Origin of the sequence: Pectobacterium carotovorum, from assembly GCA_016415585.1 — a bacterium.
Taxonomy (GTDB): domain Bacteria; phylum Pseudomonadota; class Gammaproteobacteria; order Enterobacterales; family Enterobacteriaceae; genus Pectobacterium; species Pectobacterium carotovorum_K.
This window is the reverse complement of record CP066552.1, coordinates 242,940-256,550: the sequence shown is the minus strand read 5'-3', so window position 1 is coordinate 256,550 and position 13,611 is coordinate 242,940. Positions and strand designations below refer to the sequence as shown.

Sequence of the window (13,611 nt, the reverse complement as noted above, 5' to 3'; positions counted from 1 at the left end):
TCTGCTTCAACGAGTTCGACGCCAACCGATAATCCAGACGACGATTCCTGCCGCCATCAACCCCGCGGGAACCATATCGGCTTCAACACGGCTGACCAGTAACAACGTACCACTGATTAGCAGCGTTGCGCCAATACCCAAAAGATATCGTGATTGCCCTTGGCGCGCCTGCTGCGTTCTCAGCTCATGAGTCAGCTTATCGACGCTTTGTTTTAACATCTTATTCTGACGCAATCCGTCATAAAACAGCTCAGGGATTTCCGGCAATTTCTCAGCCCAGAACGGTGCCTTTTCTTTGAGTGCACGGAATACAGCAGGTAAACCGACCTGTTGCTTCAACCAGTTCTCCAGAAACGGCTTGGCCGTTTTCCACAGGTCAAGCTGCGGATAAAGCTGCCGACCAACCCCTTCAATATACAACAGCGTTTTTTGCAGCAACACCAATTGAGGCTGTACTTCCATATTGAAGCGACGCGCCGTATTAAACAAATTCAATAACACATGGCCGAACGAAATTTCCGCCAACGGCTTCTCGAAGATCGGCTCACAAACCGTACGAATAGCAAACTCAAAATCTGCAACATTGGTGTCTGGAGGCACCCAGCCCGAATCCACATGCAGTTCGGCAACTTTGCGATAATCACGGTTGAAGAAGGCGATGAAATTCTCAGCCAGATAGCGCTTATCTTCTTTATTCAACGAACCGACGATACCGCAATCAATACCGATGTATTGCGGGTCCTCCGGGTGCTCGTAGCTGATAAAGATATTGCCGGGATGCATATCTGCATGGAAGAAGCTATCGCGGAACACCTGCGTGAAGAAAACCTGAACGCCGCGTTCTGCCAGTAACTTCATATCCGTGCCATTGGCTTTCAGCGTGTCGACATCAGAAACAGGAATACCGTAGATTCGCTCCATCACCAACATGCTTTCGCTGCAATAATCCGAATAAACTTCCGGCACATACAGCATCGGGCTGTTCTCAAAATTACGCCGCAGTTGAATAGCGTTTGCCGCTTCTCGCAGCAAGTTCAGCTCATCAAGCAGCGTTTTTTCATATTCCAGCACCACTTCGCGCGGACGCAGGCGGCGACCATCCGGCAACAGGTGAGGCAACCACCCCGCCAGACGTTTCATCAGGCGCATATCCGCCTTGATGACAGGCAAAATATCCGGGCGAATGACCTTGATAACGATCTCTTTTCCGTTGCTTTTCAGGCAGGCGGTATGCACTTGCGCAATCGAGGCAGAGGCCAGCGGCTTAATATCAAAATCGTCAAACCACTCTTCAAGAGGGATTCCGCCCATCGACAGCTCAATCTGTTCGCGCGCCAGTTTGCCATCAAACGGCTCAACCTTATCCTGCAACATCGCCAGTTGATCGGCGATAGCCGGTGGGAACAGATCGCGGCGTGTAGACATCATTTGTCCGAACTTAATCCACACAGGCCCCAGTTCCTGAAGCGCCAAACGTAGACGTTCCCCTAAAGGCTTGTTGCGGTGGCAATTGGGTAACCAGAACAGCAGACGACGACCCACACGTAACGGAAACGTCAGTCGCATTTTAGGAATAAGCTCGTCCAGACCATAGCTCAACAGCACACGCACAATGCTGTAAAGGCGGCGTAATTCACTGGGCGTCATCGTAAAGCCTCCAGCTTCGCCAGCCGTTCGGACAACGTATCGGCGGATTTATCCAACGCAACAATTTCCTCATGGAACCAGGCATTTTCCAGTTTTCCCGGAGCCAGTCGCCACTCTTCCGTTAACGTCTCGGACAGGAAATGTTGCTGCTGATGTAGAGATCGTTTCAGGAAGCTCAGGGTTTTCTGTACCGTCTGGGTAAGACCCTGAGCAACAATATCGCCCAGATAAGGGGACAACCACTCCGCCGGATCGAACTCCGCCAGATCAAACAGCACGATGAACTGTTGAACGACTTGAATATCGCCTTCTATCATCAGCTCGCCACTGCGCATCAGCGACGATAGCTGTTGACGATCGCGTAATTTCATCAGAACCGGAACGCGTGTTTTCAGGCAGCAATCCGCAGGCTCGCCCCATTGGCTGATCACGTCCAGCCGCTGTTCGTTAAACACCAGCACCAAGGGCACATCCAGTTCAGCCAACTCGATCTGAAGTGTTTTCCCCTGCAAGCGCTGGCGTGCAGACTTCATGCTGCGATCGCAAGAAACCGTATCGTGAAAAAGCAGCTGATTCAGCGCGGTTTCCAGCGTAGCAGTCAGAAAAGACGTTATCAGCATTGGCGTTTCCAATCAGAATTTAAACCCACGATGCAGCGCAACGATTCCACCGGTGAGGTTGAAATAGTTAACACTGTCAAAACCGGCATCGATCATCATCCCTTTCAGCGTTTCCTGATCGGGGTGCATGCGGATAGATTCCGCCAGATAGCGGTAGCTCCCAGCATCACTTGCTACGGCTTCGCCAATCTTCGGCAGGATATGAAATGAATAAGCGTCATAAACTTTGCTCAGCTGTTTAATCACCGGTTTGGAAAACTCCAACACCAGTAAGCGACCACCGGGCTTCAGAACACGGTACATCGAACGCAGCGCTTTGTTTTTGTCCGTCACGTTGCGAAGACCAAAGGAGATAGTAATGCAGTCGAAGAAGTCATCAGGGAACGGCAGCGCTTCAGCATTGGCCTGCACGTAGTTGATGTTGTCGATAATGCCTTTATTACGCAGTTTTTCGCGGCCCACTTTCAGCATTGATGCGTTGATGTCCGCCAGAATGACTTCACCACCTTCGCCAACCATACGGGAGAACTTGGCAGTTAGATCCCCTGTTCCTCCGGCAAGATCCAGAACTCGCTGATTACGTCTTACCCCACTGCATTCGATAGTGAAACGCTTCCAGATACGGTGGATACCAAAGGACATCAGGTCATTCATCAAGTCATACTTTGCTGCTACAGAATGAAAAACCTCAGCCACCATGACTTCTTTTTCATCTCTGGCGACAGTCCGAAAACCAAAGTCGGCCGTTTTCTCCTGCTCACTTGCCATCTTATCCGCCTACTATTTCAGTCAAATTTCGGGTCTACCCATTTATGGTGAGAGTGTACCAGACCCGTATAAAAACCCCACTGCACTAATTTCGCATAGCCTAGTGCCAAGCCCGCGAAATCCATACCTATTTATATCCGTCATACTTCAAGCTGCTTGTGCGTTGGCTTCACTTACTCACCTCAGTCACTTACTTGAGTAAGCTCCTGAGGACTCGTGCGCTTGCCGCGCTACGAGGTGTATAAATGAGCCTCGCCCTAACGGGCCAACGCCTTGCGTTGTTCAAAACGCTAACGTTTTGTCACGCAACTCGAATTATTTAGGATAGGTTACGGGTCGCTAAGGGGGATTCCCCTTCTTCGCCCTCCGTTTTCACGGTTGGTGAAACAGCGTCGGGTGCTACGGAATCCGGTAATTCATCGCGTTCAGCGTGCTCATGGGTCGTTGCTTTTTCTGCTAATGACGGACTGATCGTGCGTTTAATTTCTACGCCCAGCGCACGGAACCCCTCAGCCTGGCCAATAAGGTTACCACGCCCAGAGGAAAGTTTATTCATCGCCTGACGATAAGTGCCCTGCGCTTTATCCAGACTTTGCCCCAGTGTTTCCATATCATCCACAAACAGCCGCAACTTATCATATAACCGTGAAGCTTTTTCGGCGATCTGCTGTGCGTTGCGGCTCTGTTGTTCATAGCGCCATAAATTGTTGATGGTGCGTAATGCCACCAACAGCGTGGTCGGGCTGACCAGCATAATATTGTGTTTTAACGCCTCGTTGATCAATTCGGGCTGGCGATCGATAGCGACCAGAAAAGCAGGTTCAACGGGAATAAACATGAGCACATAGTCTAGCGAACGCAGACCCGGAAGCTGCTGATAATCTTTGCTGCTCAACTGCCGAATATGGCTGCGAACCGAGAGCAAATGTTCGTTCAACGCCACACTCCGCTCTGCGTCATCGTCACTATTGAAATAGCGCTCGTAGGCCACCAGCGACATCTTGGCATCGATCACGACATCTTTGCCCTGCGGTAAACGCACGATGACATCCGGTTGCAGGCGGCTATTTGTGCCTGTTTGCACGCTGACCTGTGTTTGATACTCGTAGCCTTCGCGCAGGCCGGAGGCTTCGAGCACGCGGCTTAACACCACTTCCCCCCAGTTACCCTGCGTCTTATTGTCGCCCTTCAGGGCTTTCGTCAGGTTGATGGCTTCATGTGCCATCTGCGCGTTCAGCTGTTGCAGATTGCGGATTTCATGCGCCAACGTGTGACGCTCACGCGCTTCCGCACCAAAGCTGTCCTGCACCTGACGGCGGAACCCATCAAGCTGCTCACGCAGCGGCATCAGCAGCTTATCCAGACTCTGTTTATTTTGTTCATCCACCTTACGACCGCTGTGTTCAAAAATCCGGTTCGCCAGATTCTCAAACTGCGTAGTCAACCGCTGTTCACTGTTTGCCAGCAGTCGCTGCTTCTCTTCCGCCGCCATACGGGTTTCTTCCAACCGAATGGTGACTTCCCGCAGCTCCGCTTCCTGCGCGCTGTTGATTTCACGCAGCGTTCGCAGTTCCTGATTTAACTGCACGCACTCTTCACGGAGTTCAGTAAGCTGTTGCAGCTTTTCATGGCTGGCAGAGAGCTGAGCGTGAACCGTGCGCAGTTCCAGCTCGTTTTGCCGCAGCCGCTGTTCGTCCTGCTGCTTTACCTGCTGCTGTTCGCTGAGCGACTGTTGAGCCTGCTGCAATGTCTGCGCCAGCAACCGCTGTTCGGTGTCATGCTGCGACAGCTTCTGCTGATGAATCAAGCTGGCAACCAACCACCCGACCAGTAGCCCGACCGCACTGCCGCCTAGACCATAAAATATGCTGATATCCACTTTGCCTCCGCAGGCCTTTCACGCTGCTGGTCAAGGTAAAATGATACTGTATGGATGTCCAGAAACAATTCCGGTGGGGAAGACGCTGAGCAGAAAAATGCGAGCCGCATTCCATATGAACATGGATAGATAATAATTTGCAGAAGAATCAGATCGGTAACGCAGAAATCCCCCCAACGCGAAACACCACGTTGGGGGAACTGAAACAGAAGAGGGCAACTTAGGCTAGGCGCTGCTTCGCATCGCCAATCGCTTTAGCAACCTGCTGTGGTGATACGCCACCTTGTGCCGCACGCTTATCCAGGCAGGATTGCAGCGCCAGAATCGGGTACACATCCTCGCCAATCACGGCGCTGAATTTTTGCAGATCGGCCAGCGGCAACGCTTCCAATGCTTTGCCCTGACGAATGGCTTCAACTACCGCTTCGCCCACGATATGGTGCGCTTCACGGAACGGCACGCCTTTAGCGACCAGATAATCCGCCAGCTCTGTCGAGTTCGCATAGCCTTGCTCGGCCGCTTCTTTACAGCGCGGACGTTTAACCTGAATGCCTTCCAGCACCAGACCCGCCATCATCAGGCAGTCGTGCCAGGTATCCAGCGCGTCAAACAGCCCTTCTTTGTCTTCCTGCATGTCTTTGTTATACGCCAGCGGCAGGCCTTTAAGCGTCATCATCATGCCGGTCAACGCGCCCTGTACACGACCGCATTTACCGCGAATCAGCTCTAGCGCATCTGGGTTTTTCTTCTGTGGCATCAGGGAAGAACCGGATGTCACACGGTCAGACAGCTCAACGAACGCCGCTTCACCGCTGTTGAAGAAGATCAGATCTTCGGCAAAGCGCGACAGGTGGATCATGCCGATCGAAGCATCGGACAGCAGTTCCAGTACATGATCGCGATCGGAAACCGTATCCAGACTGTTACGCGTGGCCGAGGCAAATCCCAGCCAGCCCGCCAGTTGCTCACGGTCGATTGGATAAGCCGTTCCTGCCAGCGCACCGCAGCCCAGCGGGCTGACATCCAGACGCTTCAGCGTATCTTCCAGACGGCTTTCATCACGCGCCAGCATTTCATGGTAGGCCAGACACCAGTGGGCAAACGTCACCGGCTGTGCGCGCTGTAGGTGGGTGTAACCCGGCATCACCGCATCCTGATTGGCTTCCGCTGTCGTAACCAGCGCCTGACGCAGCTGGCGTACCGACAGCAGCAGCTCGGCAATCTGCGCCTTGCACCACAGTTTCAGATCCGTCGCGACCTGATCGTTACGGCTACGACCGGTATGCAGCTTTTTACCTAAATCGCCGACTTTCTCAATCAGACGCAGTTCAACCCAGCTATGAATGTCTTCTGCATCGCTTTGCAGGATCATCTCAGGATCAGCCTGTACCTCAACCAGCAGCGCATTCAGCGCCTGTTCCAGCTGTTGCTGTTCCTGCTCGCTGAGCACATTGACCGTCACCAGTGCTTTCGACCAGCCGATCGAGCCAACGATGTCCTGTTCCGCCAGACGGTAATCAAACCGCAGTGAGTCATTAAATTGTTTAAAACGCTGATCTGCTGCCTGACTAAACCGACCGCCCCACAAAGCCATAACCCTTACTCCCAAAAATATAATTCACGTTGGTATCGCATCATGCCATACCCAGAAACGACTTACGCCAGAATACGCGTGCCAATCGCCACGCCATTGAACAGCGCAGGTAGCTGCTCAGCATGACGCCAGCTGGCGATATCAACCGGACGGCCCAGCGCACGCGCGGCATCCAGCGCGGCGTTAACCTTAACAATCATGCCGTCGGTGATGATGCCCTGAGCGATCAGCTGCTCGGCTTTCTCTGCCGTCATTTCGGCAATACGCTGGCCTTTACCATCCAGAATGCCGCTCACGTCAGACAGCAGGATTAAATCCGCACCCAGCGTTTGCGCAAGTGCCGTCGCTGCCTGATCGGCGTTGACGTTCATCAGGTCGCCCTGTGCCGTAATACCGATGGAGCTAACAACAGGCAGATAGCCCGCAGACAACAGCGTGTTCAGCAGCGCAGGCGACCCCGCTTCTGCCTTACCCACAAAGCCCAAAGACTCATCTAACTGCGTGACCGTCGTGCTGCCGCCATCGCCCAGACACAAGCCGACGGCATTGATGTCATGCTTCTTCGCCCATGACAGCAGCGTCTTGTTGGCGGAACCCGCCAGCGCACCGGTGATGATATCGATCTGATCGGCAGGCGTGACGCGTAGGCCGTTTTTCTTCACGACGGGCAGCGACAGTTTCTTCATCAGGTCATCCACCAGACAGCCGCCGCCGTGCACAATCACCAGCGGACGCTGGTGTTCCTGACGGTAAGCCACCAGCGCGGTGAACAGACGCTCCAGCGCTTCTTCGCTATCCAGTAAAACGCCACCTAATTTGATAATTAACGGATTCATTATGCTTCGCGCCTCGAAATGTCGGGACCAGTAGTCATTAAATTAACGATTGGGTTTCAGGGAAACCAAAACGAATGTTCATGCATTGCACAGCTTGTGCCGCCGCGCCTTTCAGCAGGTTATCTTCGGTTGCCACCACGATCAGGTGTTCACCGTCGACAGAGAAACCGATATCGCAGAACGGCAGGCCGACAACGGATTTCAGCGCCGGAACGCCCTTATCGTACAGGCGAACCAGCGGCTTATCGTGATAAGCGTTGTGATAGGCCTCAGCGACATCCTGCTGGGTTACGCCCGGTTGCAGGCGACAGGCGATAGTTTCCAGAATACCACGAGCGAAGTTGCCCAAATGCGGAGTGAAGATCACTGGCGTGCCGAGGTGCGTTGAAATTTCAGGTTCATGGCGGTGATTGAAAATACCGTACGGTTGCAGGCTGACTTCACAGAAGCTGCTGGTCATAGACGCTTTACGCCCCGCCCCGCTCACGCCGCTCACGGCATTAATCACCGGCCACTGAGCCGGGTTCAGCAGTTGGGCATCCAGCAGCGGCTTCAGCGCCAGCTGCGCAGCCGTTGGATAACAGCCTGGCACGGCAACCAGCTGTGCGTGTTTTACGCTTTCCGCACGCCATTCGGCCAGCCCGTAAACCGCTTTTGCCAGCCAGTCAGGGTGTTGATGCTCAAAACCATAATAGCGACGATAAAATTCAGCGCCCTGTACGCGGAACGCGCCGGACAAATCAAAAACAGTACAGCCTGCCGCCAGAAAAACAGGGGCCAGATCGTGGCTGACTTTGTGGTCGGTCGCCAGAAAAACGACATCCACGCCTTTCGCCGCTTCTTCCGCATCGGTCAGCGGTTTTACCGGTACATCAATGATGCCTTTGAGCTGCGGATGTAAATCAGAAATCAATTTTCCTGCATCGACACTTTGCGCAGAAACCATCAAAGCGGTTATGTTCATCTGTGGGTGACGGTTCAGGTAGAGCGCAAGCTCAGCGCCGGTATAACCACTTGCACCAACAATCAGCGTATTCAGCATGGGATCCGTATACCTTCTTACTTATCTATGGAACAGGTAACAGGGCTCACCAGCGTCGGTACGCTGTTCACCCGCGAAACTCAGTGAAAGTGACGAATCGCCATCGCCGTACCTTTGGGTTTCCTTTCGCCGAGCATTATTGTATTTTTATTCAAAATAAATGCATGAATATTGATACTATCCTAACCAGAGGCTGTCAACAGTGAAGATGAATTTACCCCCTTTTATTGAGCTATATCGGGCATTGATCGCCACACCGTCCATCAGTGCCACCGACAGCGCGCTCGATCAAAGTAATCATACCTTAATCAACCTGCTGGCAGGCTGGTTCGGCGATCTCGGCTTCCATGTGGAAGTCCAGCCAGTTCCCGGCACCCTCAATAAATTTAATATGCTGGCGCGGATTGGTGAAGGAAAAGGTGGCTTATTGTTGGCAGGCCACACCGACACCGTCCCGTTCGACGATGGCCGCTGGACGCGCGACCCGTTCACGCTGACCGAACATGACAACAAGCTATACGGTCTGGGGACGGCGGATATGAAAGGCTTCTTTGCCTTTATTCTGGATGCGTTGCGCGATATCGATCCGACCAAGCTGACGAAACCGCTCTACGTGCTGGCAACGGCGGATGAAGAGACGACGATGGCCGGTGCCAAGTATTTCTCCGAATCTACGCAGATTCGCCCGGACTGCGCCATCATCGGCGAACCGACCTCACTGCAACCGGTGCGTGCCCACAAGGGCCATATGTCCAACGCGATCCGCATTCAGGGGCAGTCTGGCCACTCCAGCGATCCGTCGCGCGGCGTGAACGCGATCGAGCTGATGCACGAAGCCATTTCTCACCTGCTGGTGCTGCGTAATACCCTACAGGAACGCTACCACAATCCGATTTTCCACATTCCTCACCCGACCATGAACCTCGGGCACATTCACGGCGGCGACGCCGCTAACCGTATCTGCGGCTGCTGTGAACTGCATATGGATATTCGCCCGCTGCCGGGTATTACGCTCAACGATCTGGACGGACTACTGTCAGAAGCGCTTGAGCCTGTCAGCCAGCGCTGGCCGGGCAGGTTGACCATCAGCGAACTGCATCCGCCGATTCCTGGCTATGAATGCCCACCAGACCACCGTCTGGTGTCCGTCGTGGAGAATCTGCTGGGGACGAAAACGGAAATCGTGAACTACTGTACCGAAGCACCGTTTATTCAGACGCTGTGCCCGACGCTGGTTCTGGGGCCGGGATCAATCGAGCAGGCGCACCAGCCGGATGAATATATTGATATCAAGTTTATTAAACCAACGCGGGATCTGATCTCGCAGGTGATTCATCACTTCTGTCACCATTGATCCGATGCAAGCGGCCTTGTCAGCCACGCTGGCAGGGCTACTTTGAGACAGCTCATGAAAAAGAAAGACTTCATCGCGCAGGATTTACTGAGCAAAATCTATCAGCACACCGATCCGCTGCCGGAAAAGCTGCCGCCGGAACGCCAACTGGCGGAAGAATATGGCGTGTCGCGCTTTACCATCCGTCAGGCGCTGGAAAAACTCGCCAGCATCGGCGCGATCCATATGGTGCAAGGCTCCGGTAACTTCATCAATCAGGGCGTACGCAGCAACCCGCTGGTGTATAACTCGATTACCGAAAAGAAATTTAATCAGATTTCATTCCGCCTGCTTAGCCTGCATAAGCGGCTGCCGACTCGGGAAGAGCAGCAGGTTTTTGCTATCAGCGAAAATACGTTCATCTGGGAATTCAGTCGATTACGTTATGTCGATAACCGTAAGGTGCAGATTGAGATATCGAAGATGCCCGCTGCAGATTTCCCAGACATGAGCCAGAAGATTATTGAAAGCTCTATTCAGCAGTATGTGCTCAGCAAGGGCTATGCGATTTCACACTACCTGACGCATTATCAGGCGGTGAACGTCACTAAAGCACAGGCTGAGCTGCTGGGTTGTAAGAAAGGCACGGCGGCGATGCATATTCTTAGTCGCGGTATTTTACAGGGCGGTCGCGTGTACGAATCGAGCGATATCATCGACATTAACTACGCCTGCACCTACGTCATCCCCTTCAACCGCGATAACCTGAATTTCCGCCAGTCGCCATAATAGTTCACTCAGGGCGTATGCATCGTGCCATCTGGCAGGCGGCTCTGCGTCCACTCGTGCGGACGATAGACAACGGGGAACTGCCGCGCCGCATCCAGATCGATACTCACCCCAATACCGGGGCGCTCAATCGGATACAGATAGCCCTTCTCCGGCTCTACCGCCTGCGGGAAGACCTTGCGGGTATTTTCCGGGTAAGCGACAAATTCCTGAATCGCGGCATTATGCAGGTGGATATTCAGGTGAATGTTGACCGCCGCACCGATAGGCGTCATATCCGGCGGGCAATGCCACGCGAGACGAACGCCAAAGTTCTGACAGAACGCGCCCAGCTTCAGCGCTGGCGTAATCCCGCCAATCTGTGAGACATGGCAGCGAATAAAATCAACCTGTCGATTAATCACCAGACTCTGCCACTCGGCGGGGTTATTAAACAGCTCTCCGGTCGCGAGCGGCACCGCGCTCTGGCTGCGGATCTGCGCCAGCCACTCATTTTGCGCAGGCGGCAAAATGTCTTCGATGAAATAGGGACGATACACTTCTACCGCTTTGGCGAACTGCACTGCCTGATTCGGGAACAGACGCTCATGAACATCATGCAAGATGTGGAAACGATCGCCGTATTTCTCGCGCAGCGCACGGAACATGGCGAGCGTGTTGGCCATGTACTGATCCTGATCGTAATAGGCTCCCTCTGTTGGCTGCCGCGTGCTGTGCTGTGCATCGGGATTACCGCCATAGAATCCTAGCTGGCAGCGGATATGACGATAACCCTGCGCATACAGCCGATCCACTTCCTGATACAGCCCGTCCAGCGTATCGCTGGCAGCATGGCTGTATGCGGCAATGGCATCACGGGATTTCCCACCAAACAGGTGATAAAGCGGCATATCCGCCAGCTTGCCTTTGATATCCCACAGCGCCATATCAACGCCCGCCACCGCATTGTTGATAACCGGACCGTTACGCCAATAAGCGTTGACCATCATCATGTGCCACAGATCTTCAATGTGGTTAGCATCTCGTCCTAGCAGCAGCGGTTTGAGGTACTCGTCCACCATCGCTTTGACAGCCAGCGGGCGCTGCTGGAAGGTCGCACATCCATAACCCGTCACGCCTTTATCCGTGTGAACCACCACCGTCACTAAATTATGGCGGTCGGGGCGGGTAACAAGACATTCAATGTCAGTAATGATTGTCGGCAACACAAAAATATCCTCCAGAGCATTTACCGGAATAGCTATACCCGGCAAAAACACAGTCTAAAATCAGTTTCTTTTTTGTTTTCTACTTATTTTTTCTTTTATTGTAAACCTCTTATTTAAAAGATTTATTTTGGTTTGAAAAAGCCATCTAATTGATTAAAAAACCAGACCAATTATCGAATAATGGCAATAAAAAGCCCCTTACAGACTAACCATGTGACGAGCTTCATGTTTTATTGGTTTGTTTTTTCTTCTTTAAGTTTTTACTATCGGTGGAAATAATTCGGCCAAAAATAACATAAGGCTATGCGGGGAGTTTATTTCATGGGAAAAAATGACGTTATTCAGTCAATCATTAAACTGGTTGGCGGAAGCGAAAATATTAATAAAGCCTGGCACTGCATGACGCGGCTTCGGTTTGATTTAATTGATGAAAGTAAAGTGCAAACCGAGGCGATCAAAAATCTGCCCGGTATATTAGGTGCGCAACACCAGAGTGAGCAATTCCAGATTATTATCGGACCACAGGTCAATGAATATTACGAACTGCTGAACGCCCAGCTTTCCTCCACAACGCTTTCGCCTACAGCGACATCGCAGCCAGACGTGCAGAAGCAGAAGAAGGGGCTGATTTCGCTGTTCATGGATACCGTTTCCGGCGTATTTGGTCCGATCGTCCCTGCTATCGCGGGTGCCGGGATGATCAAAGGGCTGCTGGCAGGGCTGATCGCCTTGAAAGTGGTCTCTGCCAAAACCGATACCGTGATCGTCCTCGACCTGATCGCCAGCGGTGTGTTCTATTTCTTACCTTTCTTCCTCGCCATCTCCGCAGCCAGAATATTTAAAACAAGCGAATATCTGGCAGCGGCTGTTGCAGCCTGCCTGATGTACCCGTCGTTGATAGAAGCGGCGAAGGCTCTAGCCAGCAATAGCCCTAATGCGGTCAGCGCCTTTTACTTCATGGGTGCGCTGCCCATTCCAGTGTTCAACTATGCCGCCAGCGTCATTCCAGTGATTTTCTCTGTGTTGGCACTGAGCTATATCCACCGCTGGGTCGACCGCATCATGCCTTCGGTGCTGAAAACCGTGTTTACCCCAACGCTGACGCTGTTTATCGCCGCACTGGTGTCGCTCACCATTATCGGGCCATTCGGGATCTACCTCGGTAAACTGCTGGCACTGTTTATTCAGAGCCTGTTCGATGTGTCGTCTATCTTTGCTGGTTTCGTGGTCGGTGCGATTCGGCCTGTCGCTATCCTGACTGGCATGCATCACGCGATGACGCCCATTGCACTGCAAAATTTCAGCAATCAGGGCTTTGATATGCTGATGCCAATGATGTGTATGGCTAATATGGCGATTGCGGGTTCCACGTTTGCCATCTACTTCCATGCCAAAACCCGTCAGGACAAATCTGTCGTGCTGTCTGCTGGGGTTTCTGCGCTGCTCGGTATTACCGAACCTGCACTCTTCGGCGTACTGACCAAGTATAAAAAAGCGTTTATCTCCGCAACTATTGCCAGCTCCATCGCCTCAGCCTTTATCGCGTACTTCGGTGTCCGGCTGTATGGCTACATCTTGTCGAGTATTTTCAGCCTGCCAGCCTATATCGGTCCCTACTTTAGCTACGCAGTATCCGGCATGACCATCGCCATCGTGCTTTCTTTCACGCTGACTTATATTCTGGTCGTCAGAGCGTCCAAACAGGCGTAACCGCGCTCGCGGGGCCGCTGCGCCCCGCGACGTTCCCCTGCTAATAAGTCCCTCTAATATCCGCGCCTCTGTAATTAAATTTCACAAATTGCCAAGCCCGCCTCAATGCAAGTACAAAGAATAAGGAGAAGAAAGAATCGTCAATTGACGAACCCGCCTTATCGTGGCTAGATGGAGGCAGTGCG

The 13,611-nt window shown here is 52.7% G+C and carries 11 protein-coding genes; 3 read left to right on the top strand and 8 right to left on the bottom strand.

From position 1 onward, the window contains the following. Positions 1-6: 6 nt before the first annotated feature. The 7 genes from ubiB to argC form a co-directional block, all read right to left on the bottom strand. Positions 7-1,647, bottom strand: a complete 1,641-nt coding sequence (gene ubiB / locus JFY74_01135) for a ubiquinone biosynthesis regulatory protein kinase UbiB (protein QQG28714.1) — start codon at positions 1,645-1,647, stop codon at positions 7-9. Then, complete coding sequence (locus tag JFY74_01130; protein QQG28713.1) at positions 1,644-2,267, bottom strand: SCP2 domain-containing protein; 624 nt, start codon at positions 2,265-2,267, stop codon at positions 1,644-1,646. Before JFY74_01130 ends, ubiB begins: the two co-directional genes overlap by 4 nt. Positions 2,268-2,279: 12 nt before the next feature. Then, positions 2,280-3,035 carry a bifunctional demethylmenaquinone methyltransferase/2-methoxy-6-polyprenyl-1,4-benzoquinol methylase UbiE gene (ubiE, locus tag JFY74_01125; GenBank protein QQG28712.1) on the bottom strand — a complete coding sequence of 252 codons (756 nt, stop codon included), beginning with the start codon at positions 3,033-3,035 and terminating at the stop codon, positions 2,280-2,282. A 319-nt stretch (positions 3,036-3,354) separates the two neighbouring features. Continuing rightward, positions 3,355-4,914, bottom strand: a complete 1,560-nt coding sequence (gene rmuC / locus JFY74_01120; protein QQG28711.1) for a DNA recombination protein RmuC — start codon at positions 4,912-4,914, stop codon at positions 3,355-3,357. Positions 4,915-5,134: 220 nt separating this feature from the next. After that, positions 5,135-6,508, bottom strand: a complete 1,374-nt coding sequence (argH, locus tag JFY74_01115; GenBank protein QQG28710.1) for an argininosuccinate lyase — start codon at positions 6,506-6,508, stop codon at positions 5,135-5,137. Positions 6,509-6,570: 62 nt separating this feature from the next. Further along, a complete protein-coding gene (gene argB, locus JFY74_01110; protein QQG30420.1) occupies positions 6,571-7,347 on the bottom strand; it encodes an acetylglutamate kinase in 777 nt (258 codons plus the stop codon). A gap of 34 nt (positions 7,348-7,381) precedes the next feature. Continuing rightward, positions 7,382-8,386 (bottom strand): N-acetyl-gamma-glutamyl-phosphate reductase, encoded by a 1,005-nt coding sequence (argC, locus tag JFY74_01105; GenBank protein QQG28709.1) that lies wholly within the window; start codon positions 8,384-8,386, stop codon positions 7,382-7,384. Between the two features lie 202 nt (positions 8,387-8,588). Between argC and argE the strand changes: the two genes are divergently transcribed. Together argE and JFY74_01095 are read left to right on the top strand one after the other, a co-directional pair. Then, complete coding sequence (gene argE / locus JFY74_01100) at positions 8,589-9,740, top strand: acetylornithine deacetylase (protein QQG28708.1); 1,152 nt, start codon at positions 8,589-8,591, stop codon at positions 9,738-9,740. Positions 9,741-9,794: 54 nt separating this feature from the next. Further along, positions 9,795-10,508 carry a GntR family transcriptional regulator gene (locus JFY74_01095; protein QQG28707.1) on the top strand — a complete coding sequence of 238 codons (714 nt, stop codon included), beginning with the start codon at positions 9,795-9,797 and terminating at the stop codon, positions 10,506-10,508. Positions 10,509-10,516: 8 nt separating this feature from the next. Here the strand turns inward: JFY74_01095 and JFY74_01090 are convergent, their stop codons facing one another. Continuing rightward, a complete protein-coding gene (locus JFY74_01090) occupies positions 10,517-11,716 on the bottom strand; it encodes a starvation-sensing protein RspA (protein QQG28706.1) in 1,200 nt (399 codons plus the stop codon). A 321-nt stretch (positions 11,717-12,037) separates the two neighbouring features. Here JFY74_01090 and JFY74_01085 point away from each other — a divergent pair, with 321 nt between their 5' ends. After that, complete coding sequence (locus JFY74_01085; GenBank protein QQG28705.1) at positions 12,038-13,426, top strand: PTS transporter subunit EIIC; 1,389 nt, start codon at positions 12,038-12,040, stop codon at positions 13,424-13,426. The last annotated feature ends 185 nt before the right edge of the window (positions 13,427-13,611 follow it).